General features: G+C 67.1%; 15 protein-coding genes. 9 read left to right on the plus strand and 6 right to left on the minus strand.

The annotated features are described in order from the left end of the window. The first annotated feature begins 108 nt into the window (after nucleotides 1-108). Nucleotides 109-999 carry a dihydrodipicolinate synthase family protein gene (locus tag K320_RS0104720; RefSeq protein ID WP_024537702.1) on the plus strand — a complete coding sequence of 297 codons (891 nt, stop codon included), beginning with the start codon at nucleotides 109-111 and terminating at the stop codon, nucleotides 997-999. A 22-nt stretch (nucleotides 1,000-1,021) separates the two neighbouring features. Here the strand turns inward: K320_RS0104720 and queC are convergent, their stop codons facing one another. Further along, a complete protein-coding gene (queC, locus tag K320_RS0104725) occupies nucleotides 1,022-1,729 on the minus strand; it encodes a 7-cyano-7-deazaguanine synthase QueC (RefSeq protein WP_024537703.1) in 708 nt (235 codons plus the stop codon). A 4-nt stretch (nucleotides 1,730-1,733) separates the two neighbouring features. After that, nucleotides 1,734-2,414, minus strand: coding sequence for a 7-cyano-7-deazaguanine/7-aminomethyl-7-deazaguanine transporter (locus K320_RS0104730; RefSeq protein WP_024537704.1), 681 nt, complete (start codon nucleotides 2,412-2,414; stop codon nucleotides 1,734-1,736). 217 nt (nucleotides 2,415-2,631) lie between these two features. Here K320_RS0104730 and ppnP point away from each other — a divergent pair, with 217 nt between their 5' ends. After that, nucleotides 2,632-2,952 carry a pyrimidine/purine nucleoside phosphorylase gene (ppnP, locus tag K320_RS0104735; protein WP_024537705.1) on the plus strand — a complete coding sequence of 107 codons (321 nt, stop codon included), beginning with the start codon at nucleotides 2,632-2,634 and terminating at the stop codon, nucleotides 2,950-2,952. A gap of 116 nt (nucleotides 2,953-3,068) precedes the next feature. On the opposite strand, the gene murB is transcribed toward ppnP, so the two are convergent. Further along, the gene (gene murB / locus K320_RS0104740) at nucleotides 3,069-4,151 is read right to left on the minus strand and encodes a UDP-N-acetylmuramate dehydrogenase (RefSeq protein ID WP_024537706.1); all 1,083 of its coding nucleotides are present in this window, start codon (nucleotides 4,149-4,151) and stop codon (nucleotides 3,069-3,071) included. Nucleotides 4,152-4,217: 66 nt separating this feature from the next. On the opposite strand from murB, the gene K320_RS0104745 reads away from it, so the two are divergent. From K320_RS0104745 to K320_RS0104755, 3 genes are read left to right on the plus strand one after another with little or no spacing between them, the layout of a single operon-like run. Beyond that, nucleotides 4,218-4,703: a YajQ family cyclic di-GMP-binding protein gene (locus K320_RS0104745; RefSeq protein ID WP_024537707.1), complete on the plus strand. Its 486-nt coding sequence runs from the start codon at nucleotides 4,218-4,220 to the stop codon at nucleotides 4,701-4,703. A gap of 14 nt (nucleotides 4,704-4,717) precedes the next feature. Then, nucleotides 4,718-5,350 carry a retropepsin-like aspartic protease family protein gene (locus tag K320_RS0104750; protein WP_024537708.1) on the plus strand — a complete coding sequence of 211 codons (633 nt, stop codon included), beginning with the start codon at nucleotides 4,718-4,720 and terminating at the stop codon, nucleotides 5,348-5,350. A gap of 2 nt (nucleotides 5,351-5,352) precedes the next feature. Next, a complete protein-coding gene (locus tag K320_RS0104755; protein ID WP_024537709.1) occupies nucleotides 5,353-6,327 on the plus strand; it encodes an HD-GYP domain-containing protein in 975 nt (324 codons plus the stop codon). Between the two features lie 24 nt (nucleotides 6,328-6,351). Here the strand turns inward: K320_RS0104755 and plsY are convergent, their stop codons facing one another. The 3 genes from plsY to ybaK all read right to left on the minus strand — a co-directional run bounded on the left by plsY (nucleotide 6,352) and on the right by ybaK (nucleotide 8,829). Further along, nucleotides 6,352-6,984, minus strand: a complete 633-nt coding sequence (gene plsY / locus K320_RS0104760) for a glycerol-3-phosphate 1-O-acyltransferase PlsY (RefSeq protein WP_024537710.1) — start codon at nucleotides 6,982-6,984, stop codon at nucleotides 6,352-6,354. 79 nt (nucleotides 6,985-7,063) lie between these two features. Then, nucleotides 7,064-8,266: a GGDEF domain-containing protein gene (locus tag K320_RS0104765; protein ID WP_024537711.1), complete on the minus strand. Its 1,203-nt coding sequence runs from the start codon at nucleotides 8,264-8,266 to the stop codon at nucleotides 7,064-7,066. 56 nt (nucleotides 8,267-8,322) lie between these two features. Next, nucleotides 8,323-8,829: a Cys-tRNA(Pro) deacylase gene (gene ybaK / locus K320_RS0104770; RefSeq protein ID WP_024537712.1), complete on the minus strand. Its 507-nt coding sequence runs from the start codon at nucleotides 8,827-8,829 to the stop codon at nucleotides 8,323-8,325. A 148-nt stretch (nucleotides 8,830-8,977) separates the two neighbouring features. Here ybaK and K320_RS0104775 point away from each other — a divergent pair, with 148 nt between their 5' ends. The 4 genes from K320_RS0104775 to K320_RS0104790 all read left to right on the plus strand — a co-directional run bounded on the left by K320_RS0104775 (nucleotide 8,978) and on the right by K320_RS0104790 (nucleotide 14,872). Then, nucleotides 8,978-9,937 (plus strand): alpha/beta fold hydrolase, encoded by a 960-nt coding sequence (locus tag K320_RS0104775; RefSeq protein ID WP_024537713.1) that lies wholly within the window; start codon nucleotides 8,978-8,980, stop codon nucleotides 9,935-9,937. A gap of 67 nt (nucleotides 9,938-10,004) precedes the next feature. Then, nucleotides 10,005-11,109, plus strand: a protein-coding gene (gene prfB / locus K320_RS0104780; protein WP_156913822.1) for a peptide chain release factor 2 whose coding sequence is annotated in 2 segments (ribosomal slippage) — nucleotides 10,005-10,085 and nucleotides 10,087-11,109 — 1,104 coding nt in all. Because the reading frame shifts where the segments join, the coding sequence is not laid out codon by codon here. Between the two features lie 23 nt (nucleotides 11,110-11,132). Then, a complete protein-coding gene (gene pepN, locus K320_RS0104785) occupies nucleotides 11,133-13,841 on the plus strand; it encodes an aminopeptidase N (protein WP_024537715.1) in 2,709 nt (902 codons plus the stop codon). 20 nt (nucleotides 13,842-13,861) lie between these two features. Continuing rightward, nucleotides 13,862-14,872, plus strand: coding sequence for a class 1 fructose-bisphosphatase (locus K320_RS0104790; protein ID WP_024537716.1), 1,011 nt, complete (start codon nucleotides 13,862-13,864; stop codon nucleotides 14,870-14,872). Nucleotides 14,873-14,905 lie beyond the last annotated feature (33 nt).

The following is a 14,905-nucleotide window of genomic DNA, read 5'->3' on the forward strand; positions in this document are numbered from 1 at the left end:
TCGGCCTGCAGCGCTTGCCCATCAAGCGCTGGCAGCTATCAAAAACGCCAGCCTATTCGCTGGCGTTTTTTTGCGCCATGATGATGGGGTTCCTGCAAGGATGCCAACATGTTTTCCGGTCTGAGCGCCTTTCCCCTGACCCCTTTGAGCGAAACCGCCATCGACGAGACGGCCTTCGCCCGGCTGATCGAGCGCCTGGCGACGGCCGGTGTCGATTCCATCGCCGCGCTGGGCTCCACCGGAAGCTACGCCTACCTCGACCGCGCCGAGCGCGCGCGCATCGCGCGGCTGGCCGTGCGCCACGCGGGCGGCGTGCCTGTGATCGTCGGCATAGGCGCGCTGCGCACGCGCGAGGTGCTGGCGCTGGCACAGGACGCGCAGCAGGCGGGCGCGCAAGGCGTGCTGCTGGCGCCCGTCTCCTATCAGAAACTGTCCGATGGCGAAGTCTTTGGTCTCTACGAAGACGTCACCCGCGAGCTGTCGGTGCCGCTGTGCGTGTACGACAACCCGGGCACCACGCATTTCGAATTCAGCGACGCGCTGCACGCCCGCATCGCGCGGCTGCCCCGGGTGGCGTCGATCAAGATTCCCCCGGTTCCCGCGGACCCCGAGGCGGCCCGCGCCCGCGTGCAGCGGCTGCGCGCGCTGATCCCGGCGCAGGTGACGATAGGCATCAGCGGCGACGCCTCGGGCGCCACAGGTTTGATCGCGGGGTGCGAGGCCTGGTACTCGGCGCTCGCCGGTACGTTCCCGCGCATCCCCCTGGCCATCACGCGGGCCGCGCGGGCGGGGAACGCGCCAGAGGCGCAGCGGCTGTCCGGCCAACTGGCGCCGCTGTGGGCGCTGTTCGGGCAATACGGCAGCCTGCGCGCCATCGCCACGGCGGCGGAGTTGGCGGGGCTGGTCCCGGCCCCCTGCCTGCCGCGGCCGATTCAATCGCTGGAGGGCGAGGCACGGCAGCGCCTGGGCGCGCTGCTCGATCGGCTGGAGCTGACGTAAACGCCCGCAGCCGGTTACTGCCTCACTGGCTGCGCTGCTGCTGCCATTGCACCCAACCCCGCGCCCGCAGTTCGCACGCCGGGCACTGGCCGCAGCCATAACCCCAGTCGTGCAGCACGTCGCGTTCGCCCAGGTAGCAGGTGTGCGATTCGCGGCGGATCAGCTCCACCAGCGCATCGCCGCCGAGCTGCTGCGCCAGCGCCCAGGTGGCGGCCTTGCCCAGCCACATCAGCGGCGTTTCGACCACCAGCGGGCGCTCCACGCCCAGGCTCAGCGCCACCTGCAGCGCCTTGAGCGTGTTGTCGCGGCAGTCGGGGTAGCCGGAATAATCGGTCTCGCTCATGCCGCCCACCAGCACCGTCAGATCGCGCCGGTAGGCCAGCGCCGCCGCCAGCGTGAAGAACAGCAGATTGCGCCCCGGCACGAAGGTGTTGGGCAGGCCATCCTGCTGCAGCGCGATGGCCACTGCGTCCGTCATCGCGCTGCCGCCCAGCTGGCGCAGCACGTCCACCTGCAACAGATGGTCCTGGCCCAGCGCACCCGGCCAGGGCAGAGCGGCCATGCCGGCGCGCAGCTGCTGGCGGCAATCGAGTTCGACGCGGTGGCGCTGGCCATAGTCAAAGCCGATGGTCTCCACCACGGCATGGCGCGAGAGCGCCCAGGCCAGGCAGGTGGCGGAATCCTGCCCGCCGGAAAACAGCACCAGCGCGCGGCGCGTATCGGGCGTCACGGCGTTACGGCGCCACGGCCATGGACTGCGCCGGCCGCAGCCAGCGCATGACGGCGGCCAGCACCACGCCATAGGCCGGCACGAAGACCGCCAGGCTCACACCCAGCTTGATGGCGTAGTCCACCCAGGCGATCTCCACCCAGTGCGCGGCCATGAAGGCATCGCTGCTGTGCCAGAAGGCGATCGAAAAGAAGGCCGCGGTATCGAACCACTGCCCCACCACGGCCGAGGCGGCCGGCGCCAGCCACCAAGCGGCATGGCGCTGGCGGATGCGGTCGAACACCTGGATGTCCAGCAGCTGCCCCAGCACGTAGGCGGCAAAGCTGGCGAACGCGATGCGAAAGACGAAGGTATTGAATTCGCCCAGCGCCGCCAGGCCATTGAAGCCGCCTTCGCGAAACAGCACGCCCACCACGTAGGAGGCGAGCAGCGCGGGCAGCATGGCCCGGCCGATCACCCGCCGCGCGCTGTGCTTGCCTATGAGACGCACCGTGAGATCAGTCGCGAGAAAGATGAAGGGAAAGCTGAACGCGCCCCAGGTGCTGTGAAAGCCGAAGAGCTGCATCGGCAGCTGCACCAGATAGTTGCTGGCGATGACGATGGCGATGTGCAGCGCCACCAGGAGGGAGAGGTACAGGGGAAGGCGCCGCGCCACGGGCTGCGGCGGCGCGCAAAGCGAAGTCATGCGAATCCTTTTTTGATGGGGGCGAGGGAACCCAGGAGGGCGCTATTGTAGCGGTACCAAAAGGCCAAAAAATCCATCAAATCAACATGCAGCACTTGTGTGGAAAGCGCCTGCAGCTATATTTTCAATAGTTTCGCCACTTGCCTCTCCGGCATGCCACCGGCGGTCGGCAGGGCAGCTACCATTGCCGCCTGCTTTTTCAACCCTGCAACCCGCCATGACCGCCACCACCCAGATTGCCAACGTCACCCTTGCCACCCAGGCCAACGTGTATTTCGGCGGCAAATGCGTCTCGCACAGCTTCACGCTGGCGGACGGCACGCGCAAGAGCGCGGGCGTGGTACTGGCGGCGGAACTCACCTTCAGCACCGGCGCGACTGAAATCATGGAATGCGTGGCGGGCGCCTGCGAATACCGGCTGGCTGGCAGTGATGCATGGCAGAAATCCGCTCCCGGCGAGCGCTTTGCCATCCCCGCAGAGTCGTCGTTCGACATCCGCGTGGCCGAGGTCTACCACTACCTCTGCCACTACGCCTGAAACGGGTCCGCCTTCGGCCGTCCAACGTCGTTGGCTCGCCTTGCCGTGCGCCAGCACTGTCTTCGGCTTGCCGCCTTGTTGCCCGACCGAATCCAAACCCGCATGAATCGGCAGCGCTACACCACCACCGGCTCGGGCTGCAGCAGGATGCCGAAGCGCTCGTAGACGCTGGTCTGAATCGCCTTGGCCAGCGTCATCACCTCGCCGCCGGTCACGCTCGTGTCCGGGCTGTGCCGATCACCGCGGTTGACCAGCACCAGCGCCTGCTTTTCATAGACCCCCGCACGCCCCACGGTCTTGCCGCGCCAGCCGCAGGCGTCGATGAGCCAGCCCGCGGCCAGCTTGATGCTGCCGTCGGGCATCGGGTAGTGCACGATTTTTGGCTCGCGCGCGATGATGTCGCGGCACTGTTCGGGCGTCACCGCCGGGTTCTTGAAGAAGCTGCCGGCATTGCCCAGCACGGCCGGGTCGGGCAGCTTGGCCTGGCGGATCTGGCACACCCAGTCAAAAATCCGGCGCGCATCGGGCTGGGCGATGCCGGCCTCCTCGCGCTTCCTCTGCAAATCCAGATATTCCAGCTCGGGCCGCCAGGCCTTGGGCAAGGCCAGCCGCACGCTGGTGATCAGCGCCCGGCCCGCCAGCCCCATGCCGCGCTGCCAGCCGGCGCCCTGCCCCGCCACGGGCGCGGCGTGCTTGAAGACCGAATCGCGGTAGCCGAAGGCGCACTGCGCCGCATCCAGCGCAAACGCCTGTCCCGTCAGGCAATCAACGGCCGAGAGCGAATGAAAGCGGTCCTGCAGTTCCACGCCGTAGGCACCGATGTTCTGCACCGGCGCGGCGCCCACGGTGCCCGGAATCAGCGCCAGGTTCTCCAGCCCCGGCCAGCCCTGCTGCAGCGTCCAAGCCACGAATGCGTGCCAGTCAACGCCGGCCCCGGCCTGCACGATCCAGTGCCGGGCGGTTTCCTCCACCAGCGCCATGCCCGGGATTTCCACCTTCAGCACCAGCGGCTCCACGTCACCGGTCAGCACGATGTTGCTGCCGCCGCCGAGCACGAAAAACGGCTGGCGCGCCAGATCGAAGTGCGCGGCGGCCTCCTGCACGGCGGCCTCGCTGTGCAGACGCACCAGCTCGCGTGCGCGCGCGGCGATGCCGAAGCTGTTGGCACTTTGCAGTGATGCATTCTTCTCGACTAACATCCCGGGAATTGTCGCACCCGCACCGTTCAGAAAGCGGCCGCGACACCGCAGCACCAGAGGAAACCCATGCCATCGTTTGACACCGTTTGTGAAGCCGATTTCGTTGAAGTGAAGAATGCCGTGGACAACGCCGCCAAGGAAGTTGGCACGCGCTTTGACTTCAAGGGCACCTCGGCGGCCATCGAGCTCAAGGATAAGGAGATCACGCTCACGGGCGATGCCGATTTCCAGTTGCAGCAGCTGCAGGACATCCTGCGCGCCAAGCTCACCAAGCGCAGCGTGGACGTGCGCTTTCTGGATGTCGAGAAACCCCAGAAGGCGGGCGGCGACAAGCTCAGGCAGCTGGTGAAGGTCAAGAACGGCATCGATGCCGAGCAGGGTAAGAAGATTCAGCGCCTCATCAAGGACAGCAAACTCAAGCTGCAGGCCGCCATCCAGGACGGCAAGGTGCGCGTCACCGGCGCCAAGCGCGACGACCTGCAGGCCGCCATGGCGCTGCTGCGCAAGGAAGTGGCCGATCTGCCGCTGACCTTCGACAACTTCCGCGACTGAGCGGGCCCACCGCCATGCAACGCCGCGCCCTTCTGCTGGCTGCCCTGCTCGCCGCGGCGCCGCTGCACGCGCAGACGCTGCGGCTGGCCGGCATTCTGGGCGGCAAGGCGCTGATGGTTTCGGGCAGCGGCACGCCGCGCGCCGTGGCGCCGGGCGAATCCATCGATGGCGTGCGCGTGGTCTCGGTCGGCCGCGAATCCGTGGTCATCGAGAGCGTGGGCGGGCGTGAAACCCTGCACCTGGGCGCCGAGCCGGTGAGCGTCGGCACGCATGGCAGCGCACCCCAGCAGCTCACGCTGTATGCCGATGCGCGCGGGCATTTCGTCAGCGGCGGGCAGATCAACGGCCGGCCGGTGCAGTACATGGTGGATACCGGCGCCACCGCCGTCTCGCTGGGCCGCGCCGAGGCCGAGCGCCTGGGCATTCGCGTGCAGCAAGGCCAGCCGGTGCGCATGCAGACGGCCAACGGCGTGGCCGAAGGCTGGCGCGTGCGGCTGGACTCGGTACGCATCGGCGCGCTGGAGCAGCGCGGCGTGGAAGCCATCATCACCAGCGAGCCCATGCCCTACGTGCTGCTGGGCAACAGCTTTCTGAAACCCTACGAGATGACGCGCAAGGGCAACGAGCTCCTGCTGCAAAAGCGCTGACCATGGCCACCGCCAACGCCGACGACGAATACGAGGATTTGCTGAGCCAGTGGCTCGATCTGGAGGCGGCGCTTTCCATGCTGCTGCTGCACCCCGCGCTGGTGCCGGAGTTCAACGCCAGGCTGCGCCAGTGCGACCAGTGGCTGCAGGAAATCGTCGGCCACGATACGGATGCCGCGCTGTACCTGATGTTCCAGCTCGCCAGCACCTCCACCGCGGGCTACAGCGCGTCGCACGCGCTGGTGTGCGCCACGCTGTGCCAGATCCTGGCGCAGGAACTGCAGCTGCCGCGCCATGAACGCGAAAGCCTGGTGCGCGCCGCCATCACGATGAACATCGCCATGACCGCGCTGCAGAACCAGCTGGCGCTGCAGCACGAGCCCTTGAGCAGCGAGCAGAAGCACGCCGTCGCCGCGCACCCCGAAAAGGGCGTGGCGCAGCTGGAAGACCTCAACATCCGGGACGATCTCTGGCTCGACGTCGTTGCCGCGCACCACGCCACGCCGCCCGTGCGCACCACGCTGGCCAGCCTGCCGGCCGAATCGCGCCTGACGCACATCCTGGCGACGGTGGACCGCTACGCCGCGATGATCTCGCCGCGCAAATCCCGCCCGGGCCGCACCGCCAGCGATTCCGTGCGCGCCATCGCCGGCCAGCCGGAGCAGCAGGACGACGATGTCGCCGTGGCGCTCATGCGCACCGTCGGCCTGTGCCCGCCGGGCACCTTCGTGCAGCTGAGCAATGGCGATACGGCCGTCGTGCTGCGCCGCAGCGAGCGCGTGAACTTCCCGCTGGTCGCCAGCGTGGCCGATGCGCACGGCGAAGCACTGGCCGCGCCGGTGCTCTACCACACCGTGCGCGGCCAGCCCCAGGTTGCCGCCGCGCTGGCCCGCTCGGCCGTCACGACGAACATCAACCACCACATGATGGTGCGCCTGGGGTTGTTCGCCGCGCAGGCGGCGAAGCCGCCGCGCTGAGCCGCCGCGCGGCGCACCGGCCCGTCAGGGCTTTTTGCCGGCGCCCAGCTTGGGCTCCGTGCCCCGAACCAGGCGCTGGATGTTGGCCGCGTGCCGCCAGGCCAGCAGACCGGCCATCACGGCGATCGCCAGCGCAACGCCGGGGTGCATCTCCCACAGCACGCCGCCGGTCAGCACGTAGAAAAACGGTGCGAATGCCGCGGCGATGAGCGAGGCGAATGACACCCAGCGAAAGAACGCCAGGATGATGACGAAGGTGGCCACCGTCGCCAGCGCCAGCCAGCCGCTGATGCCCAGCAGCACGCCCAGTGCCGTCGCCACGCCCTTGCCGCCCTTGAAGCCGAAGAACACCGGCCACAGGTGCCCGGCGAACGCCGCCAGCCCCGCCAGCGCCACCGTGCCCTCGCCCAGCCCGTGGTCCGGGCCCAGGCTGCGCACCAGGAACACCGGCAGCCAGCCCTTGGCGGCATCCAGCAGCAGCGTCACCACCGCCGCCGCCTTGGAGCCCGAGCGCAGCACATTCGTCGCCCCCGGGTTCTTGCTGCCGTAGCTGCGTGGATCGGACAGCCCCATGGCGCGGCTGACGATGACGGCGAACGACAGGGAACCGAGCAGATAGGCGGCGGCGATCGCCAAGACGCTGTAGAAAAAAGGCACGGGAGCTCTCTCGACAAGAAGATGTAAACGGGTACGCCATTTTGCCAGCCACCCCGGGTGGCGGAACGCGCGTGCGGCCTCAGGCCGCCGCCCCGACGGCGCATGCCGCGGCATCAGGTGCGCGTGCGGCCGAGCACACCCGGTTGCGCCCCGCCGCCTTGCCGCGGTAGAGCGCTTCATCGGCCTGCTGCATCGCACGGTCGAGGCCATCGGCGTCGGTGAAGGCATCCGAGACACCGATGGTGGCGGTGCAGCGGATGGGCACATCCGAATCGGCGACGGCAGACACCGTCATGGACTGGATGGCCGCGCGCAGCCGCTCGGCCAGCTGCAGCGCATCGTCCGTGCGGGTGGCAAGACAGATGGCGACGAACTCTTCTCCGCCCGTGCGGCAGGCCAGATCATGGTGCCGCAGCGTGGCGCGCATCACCTCGGCCACCCGGCAGAGCACCCGGTCGCCCGCCTTGTGGCCATGCGTGTCGTTGACGCGCTTGAAATGGTCCACGTCCACCAGCAGCAGGTGCGCGGTGTCCGCGCCGCGCGTGCGCAGGTGCGCTTCCAGCGCGTCGGTCATGCCGCGCCGGTTGAGCAGCCCGGTCAACGGGTCGCGCGCCGCCGTCTCGCGCAGGTCATCGGTCAGGCGGCGCAGCACCAGCCAGATCACGGCCGGCGCCAGCACCACCGCAAGCACCGACATGTAGCCGTAGAACACCAGCTGAAAGCGCTGCTCCATGCCCAGCGCCGCCATGCCATCGGTCAGCAGCTTGGCGCATTTCCAGGCATTGAGCATGCCGATGCCACCGATGAGCACCGCGAAAAACAGCATCTCGGCGCGCAGGTCCCGCGCGAAGCTGCGCACCCCCTGGGCCGCTGTCGCCGCCATGGCGATGAAGATCAGCGCCGACAGGCCCGAGAGCATGGCGTAGCGCGCCACGGTCCCCAGCCCCCACTGCACCGCGGCCTGCGCGGCCGTGTAGGCCAGCGCCATCACCAGCAGCGGGCGCAGCAGCGGCGCCGGACGGCCAAAAAAGCGCATCGCGCCCACGAAATACACGGCGGGCGTGCACAGCGTGAGCGTGTGGTTGATGACGCTGGCCAGGCTCCAGCCCGGCGGACCGCCCAGCAGCTGCAGCACATAGGCCGTGCCCAGCATGAAGTTGCCCAGCGCAAGCACGTCCATGCCCAGCTTCCTGCCGCGCAGGCGCGAGCTGAACAGCAGGAACATGGCGCCGAAGCACAGCAGGTGCAGGCACAGGATTGCGACGATGACGGTGGCGACCATGCCTCATGTCCCTTTGCGGGTTCTGCCCGGACGGCTGCCCGGCGCGACGCGACGCATCATCCCGAATCCGGCAACGCGCATTGCACCGCGTGCGCGCCCAGCAACTGCACGCAGACCTGCGGAGCTATCTGCACCAGATAGCCACGCCGCCCGCCATTGATCGCAATGCGGTCGAGCGCCAGGATGCTTTCCTCGATATATACCGGCATGGTTTTGCGCACGCCAAACGGCGAAGTGCCGCCCACCTGATAGCCGCTGTGGCGCTGCGCCACTTCAGGCTTGCAGGGCTCGACCGACTTGGCGCCGATCTGGCGCGCGAGGTTCTTGGTGGACACCTTGCAGTCTCCATGCATCAGCACGATGAGTGGCCTGGCATCCTGGTCCTGCATCACCAGGGTCTTGACCACCGCGTGTTCCCGCAGGCCCAGCTGCCGCGCCGATTCATGCGTGCCGCCATGCTCCACGTAGTCATAGGCGTGTTCGGTGAACGCCACGCCATGCGCGCGCAGCATCTGCGTCGCCGGGGTTTCGCTCACGTGCTGCGCCTTGTCCTTCTTTGCCATGGTTCACCAAATTGATAGCTGCCAGCGCTTGCCCAATAAGCGCCAAGGCATTATTTTGCTTCAAAAATTCCAAGTGTCATCCGTGATCTACCGCCTGCAGTCACCCGTGCGCCAGCACAAGGTACAGCCTGCCGCCAATAATCAGGCGATGTACCAGGAACGCCTTGTCGCCCGCCACGAAACCATCGCCCTGCGGGGCATGCCCTGCCATCTGCGGCACTGGGGGCCTGCGGATTCCTCCCTGGCGCCGCTGGTGCTGCTGCACGGCTGGATGGACGTGGCCGCATCGTGGCAATTCGCCGTCGACGCGCTCAGCAGCGCATTCACCCAGGGGCGGCGCATCATCGCGCCCGACTGGCGCGGCTTCGGCCTTTCAATGCCGGAGCAGCGGGTCGATTGCTACCACTTCCCCGATTACCTGGCAGACCTCGATGCGCTGCTCGATCAGGTTGCGGGCGACGCCCCCATCGACCTCGTCGGCCACAGCATGGGCGGCAACATCGCCATGATGTACGCCGGTGCGCGCCCGGCGCGCATCCGCCGCCTCGTCAATCTGGAAGGCTTCGGCCTGCCCGCCACCCGGCCCGCGCAGGCACCGGGGCGCTATGCGCAGTGGCTCGATGAACTGCGCCGGCAGCGCCAGGGCGAGCTCGCGCTCAAGACCTACGCCAGCCCCGAGGGCGTGGCCGAGCGCCTGATGAAAACCAACCCGCGCCTGCCTGCCGACAAGGCCGCCTGGCTGGCGCGGCACTGGGCCCGCCAGGGCAGCGACGGCCGCTGGCACATCCTGGGCGACGCGGCGCAGAAGGTCATCAGCGCGCAGCTCTACCGCGTGGACGAAGCGCTGGCGCTCTACGCCGCGATCACCGCGCCGGTGCTCAGCGTGGTGGCGGACCACGACAGCCTGGCCCAGTGGTGGAAGGATCGCTTCACGCTGCAGGAATTCCACGAACGCACCCGCCATGTGCGCCAGCTCACCAGCGCCACCGTGAAGGATGCCGGGCACATGCTGCACCACGACCAGCCGCAGGCCGTGGCTGGTTTGATCGAGGATTTTTTAGTGCAATCGGCTCGAACCGCAATGCCGGCAAATACAAGCAGCTATTAAATATATAGTAAACCTGTGCGTGAGAAAATCAAAGGCTATCTTCCGCAATCAATGCACAGGATTACCCATGGACGCAGAACAAATCAACCTCATCGGCACCACCCTCGAAGACCTCGGTGAGCGCACCGCGGACTTGCGGAGGTATCTTTGACTACGATGCCAAATACGAACGCCTGCGCACGGTAAACGCCTCGCTCGAAGACCCGAACGTCTGGAACGACCCGAAGAAGGCCCAGGAGCTGGGCAAGGAAAAGAAGCTGCTCGACGGCGTGGTGCTCACGCTGCAAAAGCTCACGCAGGAGATCGCCGACAACACCGAGCTCTACGAGATGAGCAAGGACGAAGGCGATGAAGCCGGCATCGCCGCCATCGCGGGCGAGGTCGAGAAGCTCCAGCCGCTGATCGAGGAGCTGGAGTTCCGCCGCATGTTCAGCAAGGAGGCGGACCCGCTCAACTGCTACATCGACATCCAGGCCGGCGCCGGCGGCACCGAGGCCTGCGACTGGGCCGGCATGCTGCTGCGCCAATACCTCAAGTACGCCGAGCGCAAGGGCTTCAAGGCGACGGTGGACGAAGAAACGCCGGGCGACGTGGCCGGCATCAAGGGCGCGACCATCCATGTCGAGGGCGAATACGCCTACGGGCTGCTGCGCACCGAAACCGGCGTGCACCGGCTGGTGCGCAAGAGCCCGTTCGACAGCTCGGGCGGACGCCACACCTCGTTCGCCTCGCTCTTCGTCTACCCGGAAATCGACGACTCGATCGAGATCAACATCAACCCGGCGGACGTGCGCACCGACACCTTCCGCGCCAGCGGCGCGGGCGGGCAGCACATCAACAAGACCGATTCGGCCGTGCGCCTCACCCACCTCCCCACCGGCATCGTCGTGCAGTGCCAGGACGGGCGCAGCCAGCACAGCAACCGCGACGTCGCCTGGCAGCGCCTGCGCTCGCGCCTGTACGAGCACGAGATGCAGAAGCGCATGGTCGAGCAGCAGGCGCTGGAAGACACCAAGAGCGACGTCGGCTGGGGCCACCAGATACGTTCCTACGTGCTGGACAACAGCCGCATCAAGGATTTGCGCACCAACGTGGAAGTCTCTGCCACGCAGAAGGTGCTGGACGGCGATCTCGATGTCTTCATCGAGGCCTCGCTCAAACAAGGCGTTTAAACGCCTGACCCAAGGAGTTCACCATGATGAGAGAAGGCACCGCCAGCGCGGTCTATCGCCTGCAGTACCAGGCGCCGGCGTTCTGGGTCGATACGGTCGATCTGGCATTTGACCTCGACCCGGCCAAGACACGCGTGCTCAACAAGATGCGCCTGCGCCGCAACCCGGAGGTGGCGGCAGAGGCGCTGCGCCTGGATGGCGAAGAGTTGAACCTGGCGCGCGTGCTGGTGAACGGTGCGGGCACCAGTTTCAAGATCGAGGAAAACCAGCTGGTGCTGGAAAACCTGCCCGAGGGCAACGACCCCTTCGATCTGGAAATCTTCACCACCTGCGCGCCCGAGAAGAACACCCATCTGATGGGCCTGTACGTCAGCAACGACACCTTCTTCACCCAGTGCGAGGCGCAGGGCTTTCGCCGCATCACCTATTACCTGGATCGCCCCGATGTGATGGCGAGCTTCACCGTCACCCTGCGCGCGGACAAGAAGCGCTACCCGGTGCTGCTCTCCAACGGCAACCTCGTGGAATCGGGCGAGCTGGAGGGCGGACGCCACTTCGCCAAATGGGTCGATCCGCACAAGAAGCCCTGCTACCTGTTCGCGCTCGTCGCGGGCCAGCTCGTCGCGCGCGAGCAGCAGATCACGAGCCGCGCGGGCAAAGAGCACCTGCTGCAGGTCTACGTGCGCCCCGGCGACCTGGGCAAGACCGAACACGCGATGAACTCGCTGATGGCCGCCATCGCCTGGGACGAGACGCGCTTCGGCCTGTCGCTCGATCTGGACCGCTTCATGATCGTCGCCACCAGCGACTTCAACATGGGCGCGATGGAAAACAAGGGCCTGAACATCTTCAACACCAAGTACGTGCTGGCCAGTCCATCGACTGCCACCGATCTGGACTACGCCAACATCGAAGGGGTCGTAGGCCACGAGTATTTCCACAACTGGACGGGCGACCGCGTCACCTGCCGCGACTGGTTCCAGCTCTCGCTCAAGGAAGGCCTCACGGTCTTTCGCGATCAGGAATTCTCGATGGACATGGCGGGCTCGCTATCTGCGCGCGCCACGCGCCGCATCGAAGACGTGCGCGTGCTGCGCACCGCGCAGTTCCCCGAGGACGCAGGCCCCATGGCCCACCCGGTGCGGCCCGACAGCTATGTGGAAATCAACAATTTCTACACCGTCACGGTGTACGAAAAAGGCGCCGAAGTCGTGCGCATGCAGCGCACCCTGGTCGGTGGCCACGAGGGCTTTGCCCAGGGCATGAAACTCTACTTCGAGCGCCACGACGGGCACGCCGTCACCTGCGACGATTTCGCGCAGGCGATCGCCGACGCCAACCCCGGCAGCGCGCTCGCCACGCACCTCGATCAATTCAAGCGCTGGTACAGCCAATCGGGCACGCCGTGCGTCAAGGCCACGGGGCAGTACGACGCCGCCGCGCAGACCTGGACGCTCACGCTCTCGCAATCCTGCCCGGCCACGCCCGGCCAGCCGGGCAAGCTGCCCTTCGTGATTCCGGTCGCCATGGGGCTGGTGGCGCAGGACGGCGCGCAACTGCCCCTGCAACTCGAAGGCGAGGCGACGGCCAGCGGCACCAGCCGCACGCTGGTGCTGCACGAGGCCAGCCAGAGCTTCACCTTCGTGAACGTGGCGGCCGAGCCCGTGCCCTCGCTGCTGCGCGGCTTCAGCGCGCCGGTCATCCTAGAGCACGACGACAGCGATGCCGCCCTGCTCACGCTGCTGGCGAGCGACAGCGACGCCTTCAACCGCTGGGAGGCTGGCCAGCGCCTGCTGCTGCGCACCGCTCTCAATGCGATAGCTTCTGACGCCGGCGCAGCAAGCGTTACAGGCCAGAATGCCCTGATACCCGCCACCGTCGTGGAGGCCCTGCGCACTGTGCTGCGCCACCCGCAGCTCGATGCTGCCTTCAAGGAACTGGTGCTCACGCTGCCGTCGGAAGCCTACATCGCCGAGCAGGTCGAAGTGGTCGATCCACAGCAGATCCACGCTGTGCGCGAGCAGCTTCGCGCCCAGCTGGCGCGTGAGCTGCAGGCCGATTGGGTCTGGGCCTTCGAGACCCACCAGGCCAGTGGCGCCTACCGGCCCGATGCCATCAGCAGCGGCCGCCGCGCGCTCACCAGCCTGGCGCTTTCCATGTTGTGCCTTGCGGCCCGCGAGAGCGGCGACGCCATCTGGCCCGGCAAGGCGCTGCAGCGCTTCAAGGACGCAGGCAACATGACTGATCGCCTCGGCGCCCTGGGCGCGCTCGTCGCCAGCGGCCACGAACTCGCCAGGCCGGCGCTGGAACGTTTTCACGACCGCTTCAAGGACGATGCGCTGGTGCTCGATAAATGGTTTGCCCTGCAGGCCGGCCGCACCGACCGCGGCGGCGACGTGCTGCCCGCCGTGCAGCAATTGCTGAAGCACCCGGACTTCAACCTCAAGAACCCCAACCGCGCGCGCAGCCTCGTCTTCAGCTACTGCAGCGCCAACCCGGCGGGCTTTCATCGCCAGGACGGTGCGGGCTACGCCTTCTGGGCCGAGCAGGTGCTTCTGCTGGATGCCTTCAACCCGCAGGTCGCCGCCCGCCTGGCGCGCGCGCTCGACCGCTGGAAGAAGCTGGCCGAGCCCTACCGCGCGCTGGCGCGCGCCGCCATCGAGCGCGTGGCCGCCGCGCCCAAGCTCTCCAACGACGTGCGCGAACTCGTCACGCACGCGCTCGCCGACTGAAAGGATTGAAAGGAAGCCCCATGGTCGATCACCGCATCAGCCTCACGCGTTACCTCGTCGAACAGCAGCGCGTGCACGGCCACATCCCCTCCGAGCTGCGCCTGCTGCTCGAAGTCGTGGCGCGCGCCTGCAAGCGCATCAGCTTCGCGGTCAACAAGGGCGAACTCGGCGACGTGATGGGCAGCGCCGGCACCGAGAACGTGCAGGGCGAGGTGCAGAAGAAGCTGGACATCATCGCCAACGAAACCCTGATCGAGGCCAACGAATGGGGCGGCCACCTGGCGGCCATGGCCAGCGAGGAGATGGAAGGCATCTACGTCGTGCCCAACCGCTACCCGCAGGGCGAATACCTGCTCATGTTCGACCCGCTCGACGGCTCATCCAACATCGACGTGAACGTCAGCATTGGCACCATCTTCAGCGTGCTGAAGAAACCCGAAGGCCACCCTGGCGTACATGACGACGACTTTCTGCAACCCGGCCACTGCCAGGTCGCCGCCGGCTACTGCGTCTACGGCCCGCAGACCACGCTGGCACTCACCGTGGGCGACGGCGTCGCCATGTTCACACTGGATCGCGAGCAGGGCTCCTTCGTGCTCATCCGCGAGAACGTGCGCATTCCCGAGGACACCAAGGAATTCGCCATCAACATGAGCAATATGCGCCACTGGGACGAGCCCGTGCGCCGCTACATCGACGAATGCCTGCAAGGCAAGGATGGCCCACGCGGCAAGGACTTCAACATGCGCTGGATCGCCAGCATGGTGGCCGACGTGCACCGCATCCTGAGCCGCGGCGGCATCTTCATGTACCCCTGGGACAAACGCGAGCCCAACAAGCCCGGCAAGCTGCGCCTGATGTACGAGGCCAACCCCATGGGCTGGCTCGTCGAGCAGGCGGGCGGCGCAGCCACCAACGGCAGGCAGCGCATTCTGGACATTCAGCCCACCAGGCTGCACGAGCGCGTGAGCGTGATCCTCGGCTCGAAGAATGAAGTCGAACGCGTGACCGGCTACCACGGCAAAGCCTGAAACCCGACCTGCCGCGCCGCACCCAGGTTTCCA

The organism is Comamonas badia DSM 17552 (assembly GCF_000484635.1).
GTDB lineage: Bacteria > Pseudomonadota > Gammaproteobacteria > Burkholderiales > Burkholderiaceae_C > Comamonas_C > Comamonas_C badia.

What these genes read in the sequence shown, in the direction of transcription:
- K320_RS0104720 (WP_024537702.1), top strand. Translation starts at nt 109, where the DNA reads ATGTTTTCCGGTCTGAGCGCCTTTCCCCTGACCCCTTTGAGCGAAACC.
- K320_RS0104730 (WP_024537704.1), bottom strand. Translation starts at nt 2,414, where the DNA reads ATGACTTCGCTTTGCGCGCCGCCGCAGCCCGTGGCGCGGCGCCTTCCC.
- ppnP (WP_024537705.1), top strand. Translation starts at nt 2,632, where the DNA reads ATGACCGCCACCACCCAGATTGCCAACGTCACCCTTGCCACCCAGGCC.
- murB (WP_024537706.1), bottom strand. Translation starts at nt 4,151, where the DNA reads ATGTTAGTCGAGAAGAATGCATCACTGCAAAGTGCCAACAGCTTCGGC.
- K320_RS0104745 (WP_024537707.1), top strand. Translation starts at nt 4,218, where the DNA reads ATGCCATCGTTTGACACCGTTTGTGAAGCCGATTTCGTTGAAGTGAAG.
- K320_RS0104750 (WP_024537708.1), top strand. Translation starts at nt 4,718, where the DNA reads ATGCAACGCCGCGCCCTTCTGCTGGCTGCCCTGCTCGCCGCGGCGCCG.
- K320_RS0104755 (WP_024537709.1), top strand. Translation starts at nt 5,353, where the DNA reads ATGGCCACCGCCAACGCCGACGACGAATACGAGGATTTGCTGAGCCAG.
- K320_RS0104765 (WP_024537711.1), bottom strand. Translation starts at nt 8,266, where the DNA reads ATGGTCGCCACCGTCATCGTCGCAATCCTGTGCCTGCACCTGCTGTGC.
- ybaK (WP_024537712.1), bottom strand. Translation starts at nt 8,829, where the DNA reads ATGGCAAAGAAGGACAAGGCGCAGCACGTGAGCGAAACCCCGGCGACG.
- K320_RS0104775 (WP_024537713.1), top strand. Translation starts at nt 8,978, where the DNA reads ATGTACCAGGAACGCCTTGTCGCCCGCCACGAAACCATCGCCCTGCGG.
- pepN (WP_024537715.1), top strand. Translation starts at nt 11,133, where the DNA reads ATGATGAGAGAAGGCACCGCCAGCGCGGTCTATCGCCTGCAGTACCAG.
- K320_RS0104790 (WP_024537716.1), top strand. Translation starts at nt 13,862, where the DNA reads ATGGTCGATCACCGCATCAGCCTCACGCGTTACCTCGTCGAACAGCAG.